Origin of the sequence: Bradyrhizobium sp. AT1, from assembly GCF_001590795.1 — a bacterium.
Taxonomy (GTDB): Bacteria; Pseudomonadota; Alphaproteobacteria; order Rhizobiales; family Xanthobacteraceae; genus Bradyrhizobium.
This window is the reverse complement of sequence record NZ_JXDL01000001.1, coordinates 6,614,508-6,636,252: the sequence shown is the minus strand read 5'-3', so window position 1 is coordinate 6,636,252 and position 21,745 is coordinate 6,614,508. Positions and strand designations below refer to the sequence as shown.

The window sequence follows — 21,745 nt, the reverse complement described above, 5'->3', positions numbered from 1 at the left end:
CGGCTCCCGTGCAGCAGCAGCCCGTGCAACAAGCGCCGGTTCAGGCGACCGCACCGGCGGCTCCCGCCGCGCCCGCGCCGACCGTTGCTACCGCGACGTCCGCCGATACGACGACACAGCCTGCGCCCGTCGCAGCGCCCGCTCCCGCTGCTGCTCCCGCCCCGGTCGCGGTTGCGCCGGCGCCCGCTCCCGCCCCTGTGGCCGCCGCCCCCGTGGTCGTCGCCAACACGCCGATCGGCGTCTGGGCAACCGAAGAGAACAAGGGCAACGTCCGCGTCGAACAGTGCGGCGCCAATCTCTGCGGCTATGCAGAGAAGACCAACGAGCGCATCCTGATCAACATGAAGCCCGAAGGCTCGAAGTGGAGCGGCCGCATCCACGATCCCGACTCCGGCCGCAATTACGACTCCACGATCGCCATGAAGGGCCCAAATGCGATGCGGGTCCAGGGCTGCGCCTTCGGCGGCATGTTCTGCGGCGGCCAGACCTGGAAGCGCGTGAGCTGACATTATCTCCGTCATCCCGGGCAATGCGAAGCATCGACCCGGGATTTCGCGCGACAAAATATCCTCCTCGTCATGCCCGGGGCAGAAGCGCGAAGCGCGTCTTCGCGCTAGATGTCCCGGGCATCCAGATTCTTGGTGACGCAAAGCAAGGCGTGGATGGCCGGGACAAGCCCGGCCATGACGATGTTGAGATAGCTAGTCCTGCGCCTCGACCCATCCCACCCGTGTTCATCCACCATTCAGCTCCGTCCGGCTGATATCAACCAATCTCGCCTCGCGTTCTCACCGGGACTTCCTCGTGACATCAAAGCTGGCTTGGCGCCGCTTCGTCTTCGCGCTCGTGCTGCCGGCATTGCCGCTGGCAGGCAGCAGCGTAGCTCGTGCATCGGAGACGATCGAGCTCGCGCAGGCGCAGCCGCAGGCAGAGCCGGCGCCCGCGGCTTCCCCAGCCCCTTCCGCCTCCCCGACGCCGGCGACCTCGCCGACGCCGGTGACAGACACACAATCCACTGCCGTCGAGCCGATCGGCAACGTCGCGACCGTCACGGGGATCGCGACCGTGATCCGCGACAAGAATTCCTATCCGCTGCGCGTGCGCGACGACATCTATCTCAACGACGTCGTGCAGACCTCGTCGAACTCCTCGCTCGGCATCACCTTCAACGATTCGACCACGTTCAACCTCTCGGCCAGCGCCAAAATCACCATCGACAATTACGTCTATGAGGACGGCGGCAAGCAGAATTCAGGGATCTTCGACGTGGGCAAGGGCACGGTCGCCTTCGTCGCGGCGGCGGTGGCGAAGACCGGCAACATGAAGATCACGACGCCGACGGCGACGCTCGGCATCCGCGGCACCACAGGGGTCGTCGACGTGCCCGAAGGCGCGGCAGCGAACAGCGCGCGCAACGTCAACATCAAGCTCTATCCCGACGCCGACGGCCGCGTCGGCCACATCGATGTTGACGATCGCACCAGCGGCACGCGGCTCGGCGCGCTGACGCAAGGCGCGAGCGGCTTTGCGATCCGGCCTGGCGCGGCCACAGGCGGAATCATGCGCTTCGCCGCGGTACCGATCACGATCGCCCCGCAGCAGATCGCGCGCGACCGCGGCTTCGTCGGCCAGGTGCATCTGGCGCAGACCACGGGCCGTCAGATCGTCACCGAGCAGCGCGAATTCCGCCGTGCCAATCCAGGCGCGATCAGCCGCATTCCGCGCCCCTCGCAGCCGCCGCAGCAGCAGCAATTGCGGCCGAACGCGGCGCCGGGTCAGCAACAGCAGCGCCCGAACGGCCAGCCCGGTCTGAACAACCGTCCGGGTCAGCAGCAGCCGGGCACGCCGGGCCGGCAGGGCACGCAGCCTCCGCAGCGGCAGGGACGACAAGACGGCACCGCGCGGCCGGGCAACCCGCGCGCGGGTCAGGGTCAGCAGCAGCAGCGCGGCCCGCAGCAACAGGGCGAGCGGCCCGGCCAACAGCAAGGCGCCGGACGTCCCGGTGCACCGCGCACTGGACAGAGCACGACGCCCGGCGGCACACCGCAAACCCAACCGCAGCGCGGCGGACAGATTCAACCTGGAGCAACCGTGCCGTCACAGCCGGGCGGGACGCCGCAACCCGGCCGGCTGCCGCAACCGCCGCACACCGGGATGCAGCCGAGCCAGCCGCCCGCGGCTCAACCGCCCGCCATGCAACGCCAAGGCGGTTTCCAGCAGCGCCTCCCCGCTGTGCAACGCCCCGCAGCGCCGCGTAAGCCAGCGCCCGCTCCTAAGGACAAGAACGAGCGGCGGTGACTTCTTCCTTCTCCCCTTGCGGGAGAAGGTGGCGCGAAGCGCCGGATGAGGGGTTGCTTCAGCGAACTCCTATCAAGAGATTCATACGCGGAGGGAGACCCCTCACCTGTCTCGCCGCTTCGCGGCGAGCCACCCTCTCCCACAAGGGGCGAGGGGTGCACCGTCAATGCCGCGCGAAAAGAATGCGGGATAGTGCTTGCTCAAGCCTCGCCGCGCAACCAGGCCTTTACCTTCTGCAACAGGCCGTGCTGCAGCTCTTCGACCGAAGCCGCCTCAGCCGGGGTCAGTGTCCGCAAAGCCGCATCGATATCGTCGGCCGCCCGCGGCGATTTCGGCTCGGGCAAATTCTGCTCCGAGACCGGTGCCGGCTCGGCAACGACCGCAGGCGCCAATCCCGCCGCCGCGAGCGCGATCGGGCCGGTCTGAGTCAGGAACGCGCGTTCATATTCGCGCGACAGCCGCGCGATCGCGTCCTCCAGCGTCAACCAGTCGACCGCCTTGATGTCGTTCATGAGCTTGCGGACCGGGCCGCCCTCGGCCTCCATTCGCCAGAAATGCACGACCTTCGAGCGACCGCCGGACTGGTAGACCAGCGTGCCCAGAAACTCATGGATGGCGACGTCATGGCCGGTCTCTTCCAGCACCTCGCGATGCGCCGCTTGCTTCGGCGTCTCGCCGTCGTCGAGCTTGCCCTTGGGCAAGACCCATTCGTTGCGCTTGCGCTGGCGCACGACGGCGATCAGCGGCGGCGCACCACGCCGCAGCACAATACCACCCGCCGCCATGACCGGCGCCCGCGCCATCGCTCGAATCCGTGTCGATCTATCGTCCCCGCCGACGATATAGGCGACGGGAACGGCAGATTGAAGGCTACTTTCTTCTGAGCAGCGCCTCGCCGGCACGGATGCGCGTGCCTTCGGCGATGCCCTCGCAGAAGGCGAAATCGCCGGGCGCGAGGATGATGATGGTCGAGCCGTGCTCGAACCAGCCAAGCTCCTCGCCCTTGGTCACGTTGACATCGCAGGGGAAGTTGACCGGGCCGCGCGTCTGCGCGTTCAGCACCATGTCGAGGAAGTGCAAGCGGATGCTTGCGACCAGGATCGCGGCGACCGGCACCAGCGTCACGGCTTCGCCGGTCGACAAATGCGTGCGGATCACGGCGCGCTCGTTCTTGCAGAACAGACGCTCGACCCGCTTCAGCGCGATCGGATTGACGTTCCAGACATCGCCATGGATCAGCGTGACGCGCTCGATATGCGCGTCATGCGGCGCATGGAAGCGGTGGTACATGCTCGAGGTCAGCCGTAGCGTGACGAAGGAGCCGTTGCGGTGCTGGTCGACCAGCGCGGAATCGCCGACGAGATCGAGCAGCGAGTAAGGCGCGCCCTTGACCTGGAACAGCTCGGTGTCCGCGATCCTGCCGTGAGCGCCGACAATGCCATCCGAGGGGCTGGCGACAATGGTGGGGTCGGGATCAAAGGGGCGCAAGCCCGGCTTCAGCTCCCGGGTGAAACAATCATGCAGGCTGTTGAAGTGGCTCTTCTTCGCCTCGGACAGATCGAGGTCGGAGAACAGCTTCCATAGCGCGATCGAGAAGTCCCGCACGAGCGGATTCTCGATCTTGGAGAACCAGCCCATGAAGCGGGTCAGCGCGGCGCGGGGGATACGGTTGGTCAACAGAAAGTTGAGGTCTTCCTGCTGGGTGAAAGAGGCAATGAGGGCTTTGACTGTCATGAATCTGTCAGCTCACAGTATTAGCGCTTGTTGTCATGGAAACGACACTCCCGATTCTCTCGATGTCCGTGGCCGCCGCAGCGTCTGCTGCCGCCGTCCTTCCGAAGCTCAAGGCGCGGATCGAACTCTCCCGTGCCAAGCACCGCTCGCTCGCCGGACACTCCAAGATGTCGCGGCGGGTGGCAAAGCTGCTCCCCTTCTACGAATTCGAAGGCGACAATTACTTCGCCTGCGACGGCGCGCCGGCGAACATCGCCGCGCAGCGCAAGGACGGCTTCTTCCGCCTCGCCCGCCTCTACGCCGAGCGCTACCCGAAGGGGCGCGCGATGACGAAGGAAGCGGCGGAGGCGATCTCCGACCTGAACTTCACCGAGAGCTACCGCGTGCCGTTCCAGTTCTCGCGTCTCGTTCGCGAGCATCTGGGCACTTCGACCTTCGTGGAATCCTCGCGCGGCGTCACCGTCACCGATGTCGACGGCAACACCTCGTACGACCTCACGGGATCCTACGGCGTCAACATCTTCGGCAACGACTTCTACAAGGAGTGCATCGAGGGAGCCGAGAAGCGGGCGCATGCGCTCGGCCCCGTGCTCGGCCCCTACCACCCGGTCATCCTCGAGAACGTGCAGCGGCTCTGCCGGATCTCGGGCCTCGACGAAGTCTCCTTCCACATGTCCGGCACCGAGGCCGTGATGCAGGCGGTGCGGCTGGCGCGCTACCACACCAAGCGCACGCATCTGGTTCGTTTCGCCGGCGCCTATCACGGCTGGTGGGGCGACGTGCAGCCGGGCGTCGGCAATCCCATTGCCGCGCACGAGACCTACACCCTCGCCGAGATGTCGGAGAAGACGCTGCACGTGCTGCGTACGCGCAAGGACATCGCCTGCGTGCTGGTCAACCCGCTGCAGGGCCTGCACCCGAATGCCAACGCGCCCGGCGATTCCTCGCTGGTGGATTCCTCCCGCGACGGCAACTTCGATCGCGCGGCCTACACCGAATGGCTCAAGAAGCTGCGCGAGGTCTGCGACCAGCGCGGCATCGTGCTGATCTTCGACGAGGTCTTCGTCGGCTTCCGGCTCGCCGCCGGCGGTGCTCAGGAATATTTCGGCGTGAGCGCCGACATGGTGACCTACGGCAAGAGCCTCGCCGGCGGCCTGCCGGTCGGCGTGGTCTGCGGCAAGCGCGAGCTGATGCGCCGCTTTCGCGACGACCGTCCCGCCGACATCTGCTTCGCCCGCGGCACCTTCAACTCGCATCCCTACGTCATGACGGCGATGGACGAGTTTTTGAGCCGGCTCGCCAGCCCGAACTTCCATGCCATTTATGATGGACTGGAAGAAACCTGGAACGGTCGCGTCCAAAAGCTCAACCAGATGATGACGGACGCCGACCTGCCGGTGCGGTTCGCCAACTTCTCGTCGATCTGGACGGTGAAATACACGACGCCCTCCCGCTACAATTGGATGCTGCAATATTATTTGCGCGCCGAGGGCCTGGCGCTGAGCTGGGTCGGCACCGGCCGGCTGATCTTCAGCCTGAGCTACACCGACGCCGAGTTTACCGAAGTCGCCGACCGCTTCGTCCGCGCAGCCGGGAAGATGAAGGCTGACGGCTTCTGGTGGCACGATGGCGTGCTCACCAACAAGACTATCAAGCGGCAGATCCTGAAAGAGATGCTGGCCAAGCGTTTTGGGCGCTGAGGCCACACTTCGCGGGCTTTCCGCCGATGCCGCGGGGTTGTGTGCGCCATATGCGATTGCCCTACCGCGCGCGGGGAGAGGCGAAGCAGCCCCCAGCACGTGGATGCCCGGCACGAGGCCGGGCATGACGTAACCATCAGACATCGGAGTGTGTTGTGTACGTAGCGCGCTCAGGCGTGCTGCTCTTCGAGCGTGGGCTCGCCGATGAGGCCCAGCGTGTGCTCGGGATTGAGGTGCAGGCCGGGATCCATCAGCTCGCCGCGCATCAGGGCGAGGGGCGCGCTGCGATAGAGCATCAGGTCGTGGAAGGGATCGGTCAGGATCTTGGTCATCCAGACGAGGCCTGTCTCGACGTCGCGGATGAAGAACAGGTGCACGGTGCGGAACAAGAGACCGCCGCCGCCGACCACGAGCCAGATCTTGGCAACCTGCCGCATGAAGTCGGTCGCGCTCGCCCAGGGCGTGAACAGGCCGAACAGCGTCGGGTCGAGGAACAGCACCAGCGGCGAGGCCGCCCAGATCGCCATCAGCACCACCTTGCGCTGCAGATTGTAGCCGACCTTGATCTCTTCCTTGTACTCGTGGGTCGCCTGGTTGATGTGATCGTAAGTGTGCGGCTCGAAGAAGAAGTGCCCGGCCTGGCGCGACGTCATCGAGACCAGCCATCCGACCAGCGCGGAGACGACGGGATCGATGAACAGCCAGACATAGGCGAACAGGAAGCTCAGCGCGCTGATGAAGTGCAGGCTCTGATTGATCCGGCTGTGGTGATAGTAGCGATGGTCGTCCCAGCGCTGGATCCGCAGCTGCTCGAGATAATTCTTGATCATGCTCTTCCCCAAATGCGTTCGGGTTCGGGATTTACAGGGATTCGATGTAAGCCGTGTGACATCATCGTTTTGTCATGTGACGATGTGCAGCGGCGCGATGACGCACGCGACGCGTGAGCGCGATCAGGCCGCTTTGGCGATTTCGACCTTGCGGAAGCGCACCAGCGAGAAATGACCGAGCGGCGGGATCAGGCGGCGCTCGGCAAGCTCCATGCCGTGAGCACCGGCCAGCCATTTGGCATAACGCGACCAGGCGAACTCCGCGGTCCGGAATCCGAGCGGACGCACCACCGGTTGCAGCTTCTGCTCGATGAAGCGGCGCATGCCGGCATCCGCGCTGACGCGGGTGAGGAGGATCAGCTCGCCGCCCGGGCGCAGCACGCGGGCGAATTCGTCGAGCGCCTTTTCGGGGTTCGGCACCGCGGTGACGACGTATTGCGCCATCACGACGTCGAAGGAATTGTCGGGAAATTCGAGCTTCTCGGCGTCCATCACCGCAAGGCCCTCGACGTTCTTCAGCTTGCCCTCGGTGACGCGCTGCCGCGCCTTGTCGAGCATGGCTTCCGATATGTCGGTGCAGAAGATGCGCAGGTGCGGGGCGTAGAGCGGCAGCGAGATGCCGGTGCCGACGCCGACCTCGAGCACGCGCCCGCCGATCTTGTTGGTGGCCGCGATCGCAGCCTGCCGGCCCTTGGCGAACACGCCGCCGAACACGAGATCGTAGACCGGCGCCCAGCGGTCATAGGCCTGCTCGACCGTGCCGCGGGTGAGGTCGAGCTGCTGGGTGCCGTCGAGGTTCATGATCTTGGACATCGGTGAGGTTCTCGCTGTGGTTCTAATGAAAGATCAACCGCGCACCGGCCGCCGCGCCATGCGAGGCGAGGCGCGCAAGACGCGGCTGGGCTGAAGTGAGGTAAGATTGCCGACGAACTGGCGCGCGCTGTTTTCCCAGGAACGCTCCAGCGCGAAATTGCGGCAGGTCTCGCGCGACATGGTCAGGGCGCGCAGGCACGCGGTGCGCAAATCATGGTCGATCGCGCCGATCGGGTGATCGGCGATGACGTCCTTCGGACCCGTCACCGGAAACGCCGCAACCGGCGTGCCGCAAGCCAGCGCCTCGAGCTGCACCACGCCGAACGTATCGGTGAGGCTCGGAAACACGAACACGTCGGCGGCGGCGAGATGCGCGGTGAGGTCGGCACCCTTCTTCTCGCCGAGAAACACCACGTGGGGGTATTTCTTTTCCAGCGCGGCCTTCTGCGGGCCGTCGCCGACCACGACCTTGGTGCCGGGCAGATCGAGCGAGAGGAACGCTTCGAGATTCTTCTCCACCGCAACCCGGCCCATGGTCATGAAGATCGGCCGCGGCAGATCGAGCGTGGCCGGAGCGTCGGGATGAAACAGCTCGGTGTTGACGCCGCGCGTCCAGAAGCCGAGCCGCTTGAAGCCGCGCTCGGACAGCTCCTGCCGCAGCGAAGGCGTCGCCACCATGGTCATGGCGGCGGCATCGTGGAAATGGCGCAGCACGGCATAGCCGACGCTGGCGGGGATGCCGGTCCGCACCGAAACATATTCCGGAAAGCGCGTCGTGTAGGAAGTGGTGAAGGTAAGCCGGTTGCGCCGGCAATAGGCCCGAGCCGCCCAGCCGATCGGCCCTTCGGTTGCGATATGCAGCGCGTCCGGTGCCGCCTTCTCGATCCGCCGCGCGATCTCCTTGCCGCTCGGCAGCGCAAAGCGCAGGCCCGGATAGGTCGGCAACGGCCAGGACGGAAAGCCGTCCGGAGTGAGGAAGTCGATCTCGACATCGAGGGCCTTGGCCGCATTCGCCAGCGAGGTCAGCGTCCGGACCACGCCGTTGACCTGCGGATGCCAGGCGTCGGTCGCGATTAATACCCGCATGGGAAAATCCCGAGAGTTTGATGATTCTCAGGCATCGACCATCAACGAAGGATATTTCAGGCGTGTGACGTCATCGAAGTGTCGGCGGGCTGTTTTGTTCGTTAACGGACCGGCACGGCCACGAAACTGTCATGAAACAATTCTTGCCGCCATGAAACCGTTTTCGGTTTTCCGCGCAAATGTCCCGAAACGTTTTGCCGTTAGTGATCTACGCAACGGAGCACCGAAACGGTGCCGCGGTGGCCATTTAAACACCGAGCAAACAGGGGCGATCACATGTTCAATCTGGATATTTTCAAGACGTTTTCGCGCGCCGTTGCTCTTGGCGCAGTCGCGGTCTCCGCGATCGCATTCGCAGGTCCAGCCAAGGCCGCGCCGGTGCAGATCTTCCCGTTCTTCCAGCCGCTGCCGCCGATGGCCGCGCCGCAGCCATTCCAGCCCTACCAGCCCTATCAGGCGCCCACTTACCAGACCGAGCCGTCCGAGGATCAGGACGCCGTCGAGATGCCGGCCCGCTTCCGCCGCCAGACCGTTTCCTATGTGACGCGCGAGGCGCCGGGCACCATCATCATCGATACTCCCAACACCTATCTCTATTACGTGCTCGGCAACGGTCAGGCGCTGCGCTACGGCATCGGTGTCGGCCGCGACGGCTTCACCTGGTCCGGCATTCAGTCGGTGACCCGCAAGGCGGAATGGCCGGCCTGGACGCCTCCGCCGGAGATGATCGCCCGCCAGCCCTATCTGCCGCGCCACATGGCCGGCGGCCCCGGCAATCCGCTCGGTGCGCGCGCCATGTATCTCGGCGGCACCATCTACCGCATCCACGGCACCAACGCCCCCGAGACCATCGGCAAGCGCGTCTCGTCCGGCTGCATCCGCATGACCAATGACGACGTCACCGACCTCTATTCCCGCGTCAACGTCGGCACCAAGGTCGTGGTGCTGCCGATGACCGAGCGCCGCGCAGAGCTCGGAACCGCGACGCGGTAAGGCGGCAAGACATTGTGACGCAAGCGGCCCCGGAACCCACCGGGGCCGCTTTCGTTTGCCTCGACATGTCGACGCGCGCTTGCTGCGGCGCGGGTCCCCCGATGGAGGCGCAGATGCGATCACGCCTGCAATCCCCGCCGTATAGATGGCTGCGCGCCCTCGTCTGCGCCGGCGCACTGACGTCGCTCGTGTCCGCCCCCGCCTCGCTCGCGCAGCAACCTGCGAGCGCTGAGGCAGCGCAGCAGGCCTTCAACAATTCCTGCCGCACCTGCCATTCCGTGAAGGAAGGCGACAACCGCCTCGGCCCCAACCTCAACAAGATCGTCGGCCGCAAGGCCGGCGCGCTGCCGGACTACAACTACTCCTCGTCGATGAAGGAAGCCGGCTTCACCTGGGACCAGGACAAGCTGACGCGCTTCATGCTCAAGCCGGACGAGGTCGTGTCCGGCAACAAGATGCAGCCTTATGGCGGCGTCTCGGCGGAGGAAGCGGGGAAGATCGTTGCTTACCTGCAAACGGCAGGCGGGCAATAGCCGCCCCGCCGCTCCGCAATCCACCTCAGCCACGCCGCCGAATGAAACGCGCTCATCAGGAGATACATCGGCACCATTCCGCCGAGCAGAGATCCCTGCCCGGCGCCGCACAGCATGTCCGCCCGGCCGCCGATCACAGCCGTCAGCACGGCCATGATCGCGAAGGTCGGCGTGGCCGCCAAGGCCAGCCATCTGGCGAGGTGGCGCGCGGCCACGACGCTGGCGCGGCCGGCGCCGGCCGTTGCGCTGGCGGGGTTAGTCACGACCTTCCGCAGCCTCCTCGCGAAAGGCCTTCTCGCCGGCGGTCGAGATCTCGACCCACTTCTGGTCGGGCGCGGCGCCTTCCGTGTAGCTGTCGTGCCAGTTCCACCATTTGTAGGTCGGCGTCTGCGGATAGCCTTTTGGCGAGTCTTCCCACACCTCCTGGCGGCCGAGCGGCGTGATGTCGAGATAGTTCCAGGTGCCGCCCATCTGCTCGTCGCCGCGGCTCTTGACGAAATAGGTGCGGAAGATGCGCTTGCCGTCGCGGTAGAACACGTTGGTGCCGTGCCATTCGTCGACGCCGAAATCGGCATCGAAACTGTCGGTGATGGTGACCCAGGGCATGGTCCAGCCCATCCGCTGCTTCAGCCTGATAATGTCGCCCTGCGGCGCGCGCGAGGCGAACACCAGCGTGGTGTCGCGGGCATTGAGATGCGCGACATGGGCGACCTGGTCGGCCACCATGGAGCAGCCGCGGCAGGCGTGATCGGGCCAGCCGAACACGCCGGGCTCGAAGAACGCGCGGTAGACGATCAGTTGCCGGCGGCCCTGGAACAGGTCGGCGAGACTGAGCTTGCCGCCGGGCCCCTCGAACGCATAGGTTTTGGAAACTTCCATCCACGGCATGCGCCGGCGCTCGGCGGCCAGGGCGTCGCGGGCACGGGTATGCGCCTTCTCCTTCACGAGGAGTTGCTGACGGGCCGCCTCCCAGTCCTGCGGCGACACCACCGGCGGTGTCTGCATGGCGGTCAGTCCGTTGTTCGGTTCGTTTTGGGCTAATGTCATCATGACTCTCCAAATCTCTCGCTTGGGCGATCGGCCTGCGTGTCGCGGAACCGCTCGCCCCCTCACCGCACATTGTCGGCTGGCAACGATTTCTGGCACCGTGCGGTTGCGCGGTGGGAGTAACAAGTGTGGCGGGATTTGAATGGAGTCTCTGATCACGGCCGCAGCGCGCGCGCTTGAGGCCGGCGATCCGCTCGGTGCCCTGAACCGCGTTGCGCTGCGCAACGATGCGCCGTCGCTGGCGCTGCGCGGCATCGCGATGGCGCAGCTCGGCGATCTCGCCAAGGCCAAGTCGCTGCTGCGCAGCGCCGCGCGCGCGTTCGGTCCGCGCGAGGCGGTGGCGCGCGCCAGATGCGTGGTCGCCGAAGCCGAGATCGCCCTGGTCTCGCGCGATCTGAACTGGCCGGAAAAAACACTCGCCGCGGCGCGTGCGACCCTCGAAAAGCATGGCGATCTCGCCAACGCGGCGCATGCGGGCCACATCGAGGCCCGACGCCTTCTTCTGCTCGGGCGCCCGGACCAGGCCGGTCGGACGCTGGCCGATCCCGGCCCCCTTCCGCTCCCGCCCGCATCGCAAGCCGTCCGCGAGCTCGTCGTCGCCGGCATCGCCATCAGGCAACTCAGGACGAAAGACGCGCGCGCGGCACTCGGCCGTGCGGCGCGTGCTGCCCGGCTGGCCGGCATCCCAGCGCTCACGGCCGAGGTGGAAAGCGCGAGCGTCGTGCTCGACACACCCGCCGCGCGGCTGATCGCGCGCGGCGAGGAGCGGCCGCTGCTGCTCGAACAGGTCGAAGATCTCGCCATTTCAGCCGCGCTGGTCGTGGATACGTTCCATCATTCGGTTCGCAGACAGGACACCATCGTGTCCCTCGGCACGCGGCCCGTGCTGTTCGCGCTCGCGCGCATCCTCGCGCAAGCATGGCCTGCGGATGTCTCGCGCGAGGTGTTGATCACGGCAGCGTTTCACGCCAGGCATCTCGATGAATCGCATCGCGCGCGGTTGCGGGTCGAGATCGGACGGCTCCGTGCCAAGCTCAAGCCGCTCGCCGACGTGACCGCGACGAAGCAGGGTTTTGCGCTGACGCCGCGCAAGACGCGACAGGTTCTCGTGCTGGCGCGGCCCGTCGAGGAGAAGCACGCCACGATCCTCGCCTTCCTGTCCGATGGCGAGCCTTGGTCGAGCTCGGCGCTCGCACTGGCGCTGGGAACGAGCGCGCGCACGGTGCAGCGCGCTCTCGACGAGCTGGCGCGATCGAACAAGGTGCAGTCCTTCGGACATGGGCGGGCGCGACGCTGGATGACGCCGCCGATCCCGGGCTTCCCGACAACCTTGTTACTCCCCGGACCGCTGCTGAAGACGTAGGATGATGACGTCACAGGGATCACGCAGATGAAACGTTCAGCCGCCGAGATCGTCAGGGAATATGGGCCCTTCGAGGGCGTCGAGGCCGTGCATGGCGTCACCTATGACGGCAGCCATGTCTGGTTCGCATCCGGCGACCGATTGAACGCGGTCGATCCCGATAGCGGCAAGGTCGCGCGCTCCATCGACGTCGCCGCGCATGCGGGCACGGCATTCGATGGAAAGCACCTGTTCCAGATCGCCGAGGATCGCATCCAGAAGATCGACGCCGCCTCGGGCAAGGTGCTCGGCACGATTCCGGCGCCGGGCGGCGGCGGCGATTCCGGCCTGGCCTGGGCCGAGGGCTCGCTGTGGGTCGGGCAATATCGCGAGCGCAAGATCCACCAGGTCGATCCGGAGACGGGGAAGGTTCTCCGCACCATCGAGAGCAAGCGCTTCGTGACCGGGGTGACCTGGGTCGACGGCGAGCTCTGGCACGGCACCTGGGAGGGCGAGGACAGCGACATCAGGCGGATCGACCCCGAGACGGGCAAGGTGATCGAGCAGCTCGACCTGCCCGCAGGCACTATGGTCTCGGGATTGGAATCCGATGGCGGCGACCGCTTCTTCTGCGGTGGCGGCACCAACGGCAATGTGAGAGCGGTCCGGCGTCCCCGGCGCAGCTAGCCGCTGATGGTCTGAATGCACGGCAGCGATGCGGTCGCTGCCGTTAACCCATCCGCCCCAATTCCACCCCATCGGTGCGCTCTAGCGCGGTCCTCGTCTGCCCTGTAGAATTCCGCCGGGCGGCTTGGGGGACTGATGCGACTAACGTTGAATCTGAAGACCATCCTGATCGCCGTCGCAGTGCTCGCGGCGTCGTTCTTCATCAGCCTGAAGGCGATGGACTGGCTGTCGCCGCGCGCAACGACATCGGCGCCGCCGGTGGCGCAACTGCCGCCGCTGCCGCCGGTCGCCAAAAGCTCGGTCGTGATCGCGCCGGTCGCGATCGCGATCTCGGCGATCCGCGAGCAGGCCGAGAAGGCCGCGCCGCGTAATTTCGCAGGGAAGGCCGACAACCCGATCTCGCAGATCCTGGAGAACGCCGATATCGGCTGGACCGCGGTGCGCGGGCCGATGGCAGCGGCCGGCGACAAGGACGTGCTTACGATCTCGACGCCGCTCAGCGGCAAGCTGAACGTGACGGGCTCGCTGTCGGCCAAAGCGACAGGCGCGCTCGGCGACGCACTCGGCAGCGTGCTCGGCGGTGACGCCGCGAAACGGATCGGCGCCGTCAACATCAAGAATCTGAACGCCAGCGCGGAGATCAAGGGCAACGTGGTCGTCACCTCGCGCCCGAAGCTCGCGGCCAATTGGCATCTCGAGCCGAATCTCGCCGCGCAGGTCAATCTCGGCGACACCAACCTCAACGTCTCCGGCGCCAAGGTTAACGTACCGGCGCAGGTGAAGCCGCTGATCGACAAGAATGTCGGCGAGCAGATCAATGTCGTCTCCGAACGCATCCGCAACGATCCCTCCCTGCGCGAGAATGCGAAACTGCAATGGGCCAAGGCGTGCCGCTCGATCCCGCTGCAGGGTTCGGGCTCTTCGGCCGGGCTGCCTCCGCTCTGGCTGGAGATGAAGCCGATCCGCGCCATCGCCGCGCAGCCGCGCGTCGATGCGCAGGCCGTGACGCTGCTGATGGGCCTGGAAGCGGAAACGCGCGTTACCTCGACCCCGACCAAGCCGGATTGTCCTTTCCCCGACAAGATCTCGATCGTGCCGCCGACCGGCACCGGCGTGAATATCGGCGTGCCCATCGACGTGCCCTTCACCGAGATCAACAAGCTGATCGCAGCGCAGATGGTCGGCCACACCTATCCCGAGGACGGCTCCGGCCCGGTCGACGTCACCGTCAAAAGTGTCAACGTGATCCCGTCGGGCGAGCGCCTGCTGATCTCGCTCTTGGTGCGCGCCAAGGAAAAGAAGAGCTGGCTCGGTCTCGGCGCCGAGGCGACCGTGCACATCTGGGGCCGGCCGGTGCTCGACCAGGCGCAGCAGACGCTGCGGCTCGCCGACATCCAGCTCGCGGTGGAATCGGAAGCCGCATTCGGCCTGCTCGGCGCCGCGGCGCGTGCGGTGGTGCCGCAGATGCAGCAGGCGCTGGTGCAGAAGGCGACGCTCGACCTGAAGCCGATCGCCGCCAACGCGCGCGAGAAGATCGCCGCCGCCATCGCCGACTACCAGAAGACCGAGGACGGCCTCAAGGTCGACGCCAAGATCGACAGCCTGACGCTCGCCGACATCGCCTTCGATTCCAAGACGCTGCGCGTGGTCGCGGAAGCCGGCGGCACGGTGAATGTGTCAGTGACGAAACTGCCGTAGATCTGGCACGGGTCTGCCAGCGCCTTCATCGCTCGCCCCGCTGGCATTCTCATCCGAGGATGCTAAGCTGCCCGTCGCAACCTCGAACGAGGTGCTGACAGCATTGTAGCGGCAAGCCGAGGATGACATGGAAGCCGGCATGGTGACGCCCGCGCCGGCATTGGTGCGGTTTTCCGGCATTCAGAAGACCTATGATGGCGAGCATCTCGTGGTGAAGAACCTCGATCTCGACATCAGGAAGGGCGAGTTCGTCACCCTGCTCGGCCCGTCGGGCTCGGGCAAGACGACCACGCTGATGATGCTGGCCGGCTTCGAGGTTCCGACCCAGGGCGAGATCTACCTCGCGGACCGGCCGATCAAGAACATGCCGCCGCACAAGCGCGACATCGGCATGGTGTTCCAGAACTATGCCTTGTTTCCGCACCTGACGATCGCGGAGAACATTGCCTTCCCGCTATCCGTTCGTGGCACGGGCAAGGCCGAGGCGCAGGAGCGTGTCACGGCAGCGCTCCGCATGATCAAGATGGAAGCCATGGCGCAGCGGCGGCCCGGACAGCTGTCCGGCGGCCAGCAACAGCGCGTGGCGCTGGCGCGTGCACTGGTCTTCAATCCACAGCTCGTGCTGATGGACGAGCCGCTCGGCGCGCTGGACAAGCGCCTGCGCGAGCAAATGCAGCTGGAGATCAAGCAACTGCACGAGAGGATGGGCATCACCGTGGTCTACGTCACCCACGATCAGAGTGAAGCGCTCACCATGTCGGATCGCATCGCGGTGTTCAACGACGGCGTCGTGCAGCAGATCGACAAGCCCGACGCGCTGTACGAGCATCCGGTGAACAGCTTCGTCGCCCATTTCATCGGCGAGAACAACGTGCTTTCAGGCACCGTCGAGACGATCGACAAGGAGTATTGCCGCGTCGCGCTGGCCGGGAGCGGCACGGTCACCGCGCGGGCGGTCAACATCTCAGGCGTGGGCGCATCGACCTCGCTGTCGGTACGGCCGGAGCGGATCACCCTCGTCCCCGACGGCAGCTCCAGCGACGGGGCGAACCGCCTGCCGGCCAAAGTCCAGAACACCATCTATCTCGGCGACCACGCGCTGGCCGTGCTCGATGTCGCCGGCAACGCCGAGTTCATGGTCAAGCTTCAGTCGGGAGCGCACGACAGCCTGCGACATGGCGAAAGCGTGGTCGTCAGCTTCCGCCCTGATGACTGCCTGGCCCTCGATCCCGTCTGATCCGACATCAGCGGGCCTGAAACATTCAACGTCACGCAACTCATATGAAGAAGGAACCAAGACCATGCTGAAGCGCAAGACGATTGCTCTGGGTTTCGCCGCGGCGTTCGTTGCCAGCGCTGCGCTGATGACGGTCGCAGAGGCGCGTGACCTCACCGTCGTGTCGTGGGGCGGCGCCTATCAGGATGCCCAGAAGAAGGTCTATTTCGAGCCGTTCAAGAAGGCGGCCGGGATTGCCATGAACGACGAGTCCTGGGACGGCGGCGTCGGCGTGTTGCGCGCCAAGGTGCAGGGCGGCGCCGCCACCTGGGACGTCGTCCAGGTCGAGAGCGACGAACTGGCGGTCGGCTGCGAGGAAGGCCTGTTCGAGAAGATGGACTACACCAAGATCGGCGGTGAGGCGGCCTACATTCCGCCGTCGGTCAATCCGTGCGGCGTCGGCGCCATCCTCTATGACTTCGTGCTCGGCTACGACAAGGACAAGCTGAAGGAAGCCCCGAAGGGCTGGGCCGACTTCTTCGACACAAAGAAGATCCCGGGCAAGCGCGCTTTGCGCCAGGGGCCGAAGACGACACTGGAGATCGCGCTGATGGCCGACGGCGTCCCGCCGAAGGACGTCTACCAGGTGCTGGCGACCGACGATGGTGTCGATCGCGCGTTCATGAAGCTCGACACCATCAAGGGCGACATCGTCTGGTGGAAGGCCGGCGCCCAGCCGCCGCAACTGCTCGCCTCCGGCGAGGTGGTGATGACCTCGGTCTACAACGGCCGCATCGACACCGCGAACAAGAACGAGAAGAAGAACTTCGGCATGGTGTGGGACGGCGCGCTCTTCACCCTCGACAGCTGGGTCATCCTGAAGGGCAGCCCGAACAAGGACGCGGCCTACAAGTTCCTGGACTTCGCCGGCAAGGCGGAGAACCAGGCGAAACTGTCGGAGCAGATCGCCTACGGCACCTCGAACAAGGACGCGGCCGGCAAGCTCGCGCCCGCCGTCCTGAAGGACCTGCCGACCGCACCCGACAACATCAAGAACGCGGTCGAGATCAACGTTGCGTTCTGGCTCGAGAACATCGACCGCCTGACCGAGCGCTTCAACAAATGGGCGGCGAAATAGCCACCCATGACAGCGTCCGCGACCAGTGCCGATGCGTCGACCGAAGTTCCGCTCAAGCGCCGATTGAGGCGTGCAGAGCGGGCACGTCAGGTCAAGGCATTGGCGCTGGTCGCGCCGCTTCTCGTCTTCCTGCTCTTCACCTTCGCCGGGCCCATCGCCGGCATGCTGTGGCGCGCGGTCGATGACCGCGAGGTGCGCCAGGTTCTGCCTCAAACCATAGCTGCTCTCGCCGAGTGGGACGGCAAGGAGTTGCCGGACGAGAAGGCCTACGCGGCGCTGGCAAGCGACGTCCAGGCGGCGCGCGCCTCCGGCACCATCGCCATCGCGGCCAAGCGGCTGAACTACGCGCTGAACGGTTTCCGCACGATCCTGACCAGCACCTCACGCAATCTCAAGACCGCGCCCGAACCCGGCACGGCGAAGGAGACTCTAAGCAAGATCAATCCGGCCTGGCGCGAACGCCCGACGTGGACGACGATCAAGGACGCCGGCGGCCCCATCACGGGCTTCTACCTTCTGGCAGCGCTCGACCTGACGCGGAACGCGGACGGCGCGATCGTCGCGGCGCCGCCGGATCAGGCCATCTACCGCAGCCTGTTCGCCCGCACTTTCATCATCAGCCTCAGCGTTACCGTCCTCTGCCTGATCCTCGGCTTCCCGGTCGCCTACCTCTTGGCGACGCTGCCGCCCGGTAAGTCGAACCTCCTGATGATCTTCGTGCTGCTGCCGTTCTGGACCTCGCTCTTGGTCCGCACCTGCGCCTGGATCGTGCTGTTGCAGAGCAAGGGCGTCGTCAACGACAGCCTGCACTGGCTTGGCATCATCGACGAGCCGCTCCGCCTGATCTACAACCGCTTCGGCGTCTGCGTGGCGATGACCCACGTGCTGCTGCCGTTCATGATCCTGCCGCTCTACAGCAGCATGAAGGCGATCTCGCCCGCTTACATGCGCGCCGCCGCCTCGCTCGGCGCGCCACCGCTCACCGCCTTTTTGCGCATCTACCTGCCGCAGACGCTGCCCGGTATCGGCGCGGGAAGCCTGCTCGTGTTCATCCTGGCGCTCGGCTATTACATCACGCCGGCCCTCGTCGGCGGCGCTGCCGACCAGATGATCAGCTATTTCATCGCGCTCTACACCACCGAGACCGCCAATTGGGGCCTCGCTTCGGCGCTCGGCGCGGTGCTGCTGCTCGCCACCATTCTCCTGGCTCTTGTCTACGGCAAGCTGGTGCAGGGCCAGCAGGTCACGGGAGGGATGAAGAATTGAGCGACAATTCCTCCCTGCGCACGCCGAGCCAGCGCATCGCGTGGACCGCGACCATCGTCGTCTCGGCGCTGGTGTTCGTCTTCCTGATCGCGCCGATCCTTGCGATCATGCCGCTGTCCTTCAGTTCGGGCTCGTACCTCACCTATCCGCTGCCCGGCTTCTCCTTTCGCTGGTACAACGACTTCATCACTTCGCCGCGCTGGATGAATTCGCTGAAGAACAGCGTGATCATCGGCGTCGCCTCGACCGTGTTATCCATGGTGCTCGGCACGCTGGCCGCGCTGGGCCTGGCGCAGTGGAAGAGCCGCATCAAACCGCTGGTGCTGGCTTTCGTGCTGTCGCCGGTGGTGGTGCCCGGCGTCATCACCGCGGTCGGCCTCTATTTCTTCTTCGCGCCGATTGGCCTCACCGGCAGCTATCTCGGCCTGATCCTGGCCCACACCGCATTGGCGACGCCCTTCGTGGTGATCACGGTCGGCGCGACGCTGCAGAGCTTCGACACCAATCTGGCGCGCGCCGCCGCCTCGCTCGGCGCCTCGCCGCTGTATGCGTTCCGCCGCGTGATCCTGCCGCTGATCCTGCCCGGCCTCGCCTCCGGCGCCCTGTTCGCCTTCGCGACCAGCTTCGACGAGGTGGTGATCGTGCTGTTCATGGCAGGTCCCGAACAACGCACCCTGCCGCGCGAGATGTTCAGCGGCATCCGCGAGAACATCAGCCCGACCATCACGGCGGCGGCGGTGATCCTGACCACCGTCTCGGTCATCCTCCTCGCCACCATGGAAGCCCTGCGCCGACGCAACGAGCGGCTCGAGGGCGGCGGTTGAGGGGCGGCAGTTTCGCAGGGTGGGCAAAGCGGAGCATGCCCACGCATTTTTTGCGACCATGGTGAGATCGTGGGCACCGCGCAAGCGCGCCTTGGCCCACCCTACGAAGGGACACCGCCCGTCCCTTCCGATTTTGCATTCCGCTATGGCGCCCGCCGCTTAGCTGCCGCGATCAATAGCCGCTACAACGGCCACCTCAACAAAGCCCGAACAACAACACACAGGGAGAAGAACAACCATGCAAAAACTCATCGCCGCGGTTGCGGCCGGTCTCGCCCTTGCCGCCACATCCGGCGCCGCGCAGGCGCAGATCTCCGACGACGTCGTCAAGATCGGCGTGCTCACGGACATGTCGAGCCTCTATGCGGACGCCACCGGCAAGGGCTCGCTTGCCGCCGTCGAGATGGCGGTTGCCGATTACGGCGCCAAGGTCGCCGGCAAGCCTGTCGCCGTGGTCGCCGCCGACCACCAGAACAAGCCCGACGTCGGCGTCAACATCGCCCGCAATTGGTACGACAACGACAAGGTCGACGCGATCCTCGACGTGCCGACCTCCTCCGTGGCGCTGCCGGTGTCGGCGCTGACGCGGGAGAAGAACAGGATCAACATCAATTCCGGCGGCGGCTCGTCCGACATCACCGGCACCGCCTGCTCGCCCAACACCGTGCACTGGACCTACGACACCTATGCGCTGTCGAACGTCGCCGGCAAGGCGATGGTCAAGCGCGGCGAGGACACCTGGTTCTTCGTCACCGCCGACTACGCTTTCGGCATGGCGCTACAGCGCGATGCCGCCAACGTCGTCAAGGAGAGCGGCGGCAAGGTGCTCGGCGAGGTTCGCCATCCGCTCAACTCGTCGGACTTCTCCTCCTTCCTGCTGCAGGCCCAGGCCTCCAAGGCCAAGGTGGTCGCGCTGGCGAACGCCGGCGGCGACACCACCAACGCATTGAAGCAGGCATCCGAGTTCGGCCTGACCCAGGGCGGCCAGAAGATGATCGCGCTCCTACAGGAGATCACCGACACGCATTCGCTCGGCATCAAGGCGACGCAAGGCCTGATCGTCACCGACGCCTTCTACTGGGACATGAACGAGGAGACGCGCGCTTTCTCCAAGCGCTTCAACGACAAGGTCGGCCACATGCCGACCATGATCCAGGCCGGGCTCTATTCGGCGACCATGCACTATCTGAAGGCGATCGACGCCATCAAGACCGACGAGGCGCCGAAGGTGATGGAGCAGATGCGCAAGACGCCGGTCAACGACTTCTTCGCCAAGAACGGCAAGATCCGCATCGACGGCCGCATGGTCCACGACATGTATCTGTTCGAGGTCAAGAAGCCTGAAGAATCAAAGGGCGAGTGGGACCTCTACAAGCTGATCGCCACCGTGCCCGGCGACGAGGCATTCCGCCCGCTCAACAAGGGCGGCTGCCCGCTGGTGACGCACTGAGTGCCTGCTCCCTCTCCCCGCTTGCGGGGCGAGGTGAAGACGCACAGGCACGACAATGCGCCCGGTGAAAACCGGGCGCACGTCGTTTAGGCCGTCACGCGAGCCGCGTTACTCCGTGTACTTGAACTCCGGCATGTTCTTCAGCTCGTCCTTGCTGGCATTGAACACGGCGTGGTCCGGATACCATTTCGAGGTCGACGACGTCGTGGTCGCAGCCGGCTTGGTGTCGGCGGTCCCGGTCGCAGCGCCGGTCGTGGTGGTGGTCGCCGGCTTCGCGCCCGTGCCGGTGTAGGCCACGGCCTCGTTGACGAACTTCAGCTTCTCGTAAGGCACAGCGACCAGATGCTCGCCCATGCCGAGGAAGCCGCCGACGCCGATCACAGCGATCTTGATGTCGCCGCTCTTGTCCATCAGCAGGTCGTTGATGGTGCCGATGTTCTCGTTGGCTTCGTTGTAGACCTTGAGGCCGTCCATCTTGGACGTACGCCACTGTCCCGATGCGGTCGTGGTAGTCGTCGTGGCGGTGGTTGCCGCAGGCGCCGCCTTGTCGGTGGTGGCGGTCGGCGACTGCGCGAACGCAACGGTAGCAAGCAGTGCGGTACCGGCAAGGCCGGCAGCGATCGATTTCATCATCATGTTGTCCTCTCCTTCACAGAAAACTCGTGTGGAGAAAACAGCGATGGTCAAACGCAGTTCCTTGCGCGCCGCAATTTCGTCGCGCGATGCGCAAGCGCAAAACGTCGCGCGAGTGTTCCTGCGTCACCTGGTAACATTTTGCGACGCACGGTTCCCCGCCGACGATCATGCGCCCTGGGTGAAGCATGATCGCGGCGAGGAGCCGCGCCGACCCGCGTCGCCCGGGGTCAGCTCTTGTAGTCGATCAGGAGCGCGGAGAAACCGGAGCTGCCGGATGAGCTGCCGTTGGCGCCGTAGGACGATGTCGACGATTGCGATTGCTGCAACGCCTGGAGGAACTGCTGCAGGATCTCGGCAACGGTCTGGTCGCTGGATGTGCTGCCGGTCGTGTCCGTTGTGGACGACGAGGAATCCGAAGAGCTGTCGTCCGGCGGCGGACCGGGCGGCGGCCCCC

General features: G+C 65.6%; 21 protein-coding genes and 1 pseudogene. 13 read left to right on the top strand and 9 right to left on the bottom strand.

Annotated features, from left to right (window positions below; all coding sequences use genetic code 11):
• Window positions 1-506, top strand: a 506-nt coding sequence (locus tag SE92_RS30810; protein WP_063202043.1) for a DUF2147 domain-containing protein, incomplete at its 5' end; no start/stop codon positions are given.
• Window positions 507-804: 298 nt separating this feature from the next.
• Complete coding sequence (locus SE92_RS30805; protein WP_063202040.1) at window positions 805-2,298, top strand: FecR domain-containing protein; 1,494 nt, start codon at window positions 805-807, stop codon at window positions 2,296-2,298.
• 200 nt (window positions 2,299-2,498) lie between these two features.
• Here SE92_RS30805 and SE92_RS30800 read toward each other — a convergent pair whose 3' ends face one another.
• Complete coding sequence (locus SE92_RS30800) at window positions 2,499-3,101, bottom strand: NUDIX hydrolase (protein WP_063202038.1); 603 nt, start codon at window positions 3,099-3,101, stop codon at window positions 2,499-2,501.
• Window positions 3,102-3,168: 67 nt separating this feature from the next.
• The gene (asd, locus tag SE92_RS30795) at window positions 3,169-4,032 is read right to left on the bottom strand and encodes an archaetidylserine decarboxylase (protein ID WP_063202036.1); all 864 of its coding nucleotides are present in this window, start codon (window positions 4,030-4,032) and stop codon (window positions 3,169-3,171) included.
• A 35-nt stretch (window positions 4,033-4,067) separates the two neighbouring features.
• Between asd and SE92_RS30790 the strand changes: the two genes are divergently transcribed.
• The gene (locus SE92_RS30790; protein ID WP_063202033.1) at window positions 4,068-5,732 is read left to right on the top strand and encodes an aminotransferase class III-fold pyridoxal phosphate-dependent enzyme; all 1,665 of its coding nucleotides are present in this window, start codon (window positions 4,068-4,070) and stop codon (window positions 5,730-5,732) included.
• Between the two features lie 170 nt (window positions 5,733-5,902).
• Here the strand turns inward: SE92_RS30790 and SE92_RS30785 are convergent, their stop codons facing one another.
• The 3 genes from SE92_RS30785 to SE92_RS30775 all read right to left on the bottom strand — a co-directional run bounded on the left by SE92_RS30785 (window position 5,903) and on the right by SE92_RS30775 (window position 8,461).
• Window positions 5,903-6,562 (bottom strand): hypothetical protein, encoded by a 660-nt coding sequence (locus tag SE92_RS30785; RefSeq protein ID WP_063202029.1) that lies wholly within the window; start codon window positions 6,560-6,562, stop codon window positions 5,903-5,905.
• 123 nt (window positions 6,563-6,685) lie between these two features.
• The gene (locus SE92_RS30780; RefSeq protein WP_063202025.1) at window positions 6,686-7,375 is read right to left on the bottom strand and encodes a class I SAM-dependent methyltransferase; all 690 of its coding nucleotides are present in this window, start codon (window positions 7,373-7,375) and stop codon (window positions 6,686-6,688) included.
• Between the two features lie 33 nt (window positions 7,376-7,408).
• Window positions 7,409-8,461, bottom strand: a complete 1,053-nt coding sequence (locus SE92_RS30775) for a glycosyltransferase family 4 protein (protein ID WP_063202022.1) — start codon at window positions 8,459-8,461, stop codon at window positions 7,409-7,411.
• Between the two features lie 276 nt (window positions 8,462-8,737).
• Here SE92_RS30775 and SE92_RS30770 point away from each other — a divergent pair, with 276 nt between their 5' ends.
• The gene (locus SE92_RS30770; protein WP_063202019.1) at window positions 8,738-9,454 is read left to right on the top strand and encodes a L,D-transpeptidase; all 717 of its coding nucleotides are present in this window, start codon (window positions 8,738-8,740) and stop codon (window positions 9,452-9,454) included.
• A gap of 101 nt (window positions 9,455-9,555) precedes the next feature.
• Window positions 9,556-9,987 (top strand): c-type cytochrome, encoded by a 432-nt coding sequence (locus SE92_RS30765; RefSeq protein ID WP_084251912.1) that lies wholly within the window; start codon window positions 9,556-9,558, stop codon window positions 9,985-9,987.
• Here SE92_RS30765 and SE92_RS30760 read toward each other — a convergent pair.
• Both SE92_RS30760 and SE92_RS30755 read right to left on the bottom strand, forming a co-directional pair.
• On the bottom strand, window positions 9,960-10,250 hold the full coding sequence (locus SE92_RS30760; RefSeq protein WP_063202015.1) for a hypothetical protein: 291 nt from the start codon (window positions 10,248-10,250) through the stop codon (window positions 9,960-9,962). The genes SE92_RS30765 and SE92_RS30760 overlap by 28 nt on opposite strands.
• Window positions 10,243-11,034, bottom strand: a complete 792-nt coding sequence (locus SE92_RS30755) for a DUF899 domain-containing protein (RefSeq protein WP_502686786.1) — start codon at window positions 11,032-11,034, stop codon at window positions 10,243-10,245. The genes SE92_RS30760 and SE92_RS30755 overlap by 8 nt, the downstream gene beginning before the upstream one ends.
• A gap of 142 nt (window positions 11,035-11,176) precedes the next feature.
• Here SE92_RS30755 and SE92_RS30750 point away from each other — a divergent pair, with 142 nt between their 5' ends.
• From SE92_RS30750 to SE92_RS30715, 8 genes are all read left to right on the top strand, one after another.
• Window positions 11,177-12,397, top strand: coding sequence for a hypothetical protein (locus SE92_RS30750; protein ID WP_063202009.1), 1,221 nt, complete (start codon window positions 11,177-11,179; stop codon window positions 12,395-12,397).
• A 27-nt stretch (window positions 12,398-12,424) separates the two neighbouring features.
• The gene (locus tag SE92_RS30745; protein ID WP_063202007.1) at window positions 12,425-13,063 is read left to right on the top strand and encodes a Vgb family protein; all 639 of its coding nucleotides are present in this window, start codon (window positions 12,425-12,427) and stop codon (window positions 13,061-13,063) included.
• Between the two features lie 135 nt (window positions 13,064-13,198).
• Entirely contained in the window at window positions 13,199-14,761 is a 1,563-nt protein-coding gene (locus SE92_RS30740; protein ID WP_063202004.1) for a DUF4403 family protein, read from the top strand.
• 127 nt (window positions 14,762-14,888) lie between these two features.
• On the top strand, window positions 14,889-15,998 hold the full coding sequence (locus SE92_RS30735) for an ABC transporter ATP-binding protein (protein ID WP_063202002.1): 1,110 nt from the start codon (window positions 14,889-14,891) through the stop codon (window positions 15,996-15,998).
• Window positions 15,999-16,062: 64 nt separating this feature from the next.
• Window positions 16,063-17,115: an ABC transporter substrate-binding protein gene (locus SE92_RS30730; RefSeq protein WP_063201999.1), complete on the top strand. Its 1,053-nt coding sequence runs from the start codon at window positions 16,063-16,065 to the stop codon at window positions 17,113-17,115.
• 6 nt (window positions 17,116-17,121) lie between these two features.
• Complete coding sequence (locus tag SE92_RS30725; RefSeq protein WP_063201996.1) at window positions 17,122-18,381, top strand: ABC transporter permease; 1,260 nt, start codon at window positions 17,122-17,124, stop codon at window positions 18,379-18,381.
• Window positions 18,378-19,205, top strand: a complete 828-nt coding sequence (locus SE92_RS30720) for an ABC transporter permease (RefSeq protein WP_063201993.1) — start codon at window positions 18,378-18,380, stop codon at window positions 19,203-19,205. Before SE92_RS30725 ends, SE92_RS30720 begins: the two co-directional genes overlap by 4 nt.
• Before the next feature lie 238 nt (window positions 19,206-19,443).
• Entirely contained in the window at window positions 19,444-20,655 is a 1,212-nt protein-coding gene (locus tag SE92_RS30715; RefSeq protein ID WP_063201990.1) for an ABC transporter substrate-binding protein, read from the top strand.
• A gap of 108 nt (window positions 20,656-20,763) precedes the next feature.
• Here SE92_RS30715 and SE92_RS30710 read toward each other — a convergent pair whose 3' ends face one another.
• Both SE92_RS30710 and SE92_RS30705 read right to left on the bottom strand, forming a co-directional pair.
• Window positions 20,764-21,291 (bottom strand): PRC-barrel domain-containing protein, encoded by a 528-nt coding sequence (locus tag SE92_RS30710; RefSeq protein ID WP_063201988.1) that lies wholly within the window; start codon window positions 21,289-21,291, stop codon window positions 20,764-20,766.
• A gap of 227 nt (window positions 21,292-21,518) precedes the next feature.
• Window positions 21,519-21,745 (bottom strand): annotated as a pseudogene (locus tag SE92_RS30705) (hypothetical protein); the annotation flags it as partial.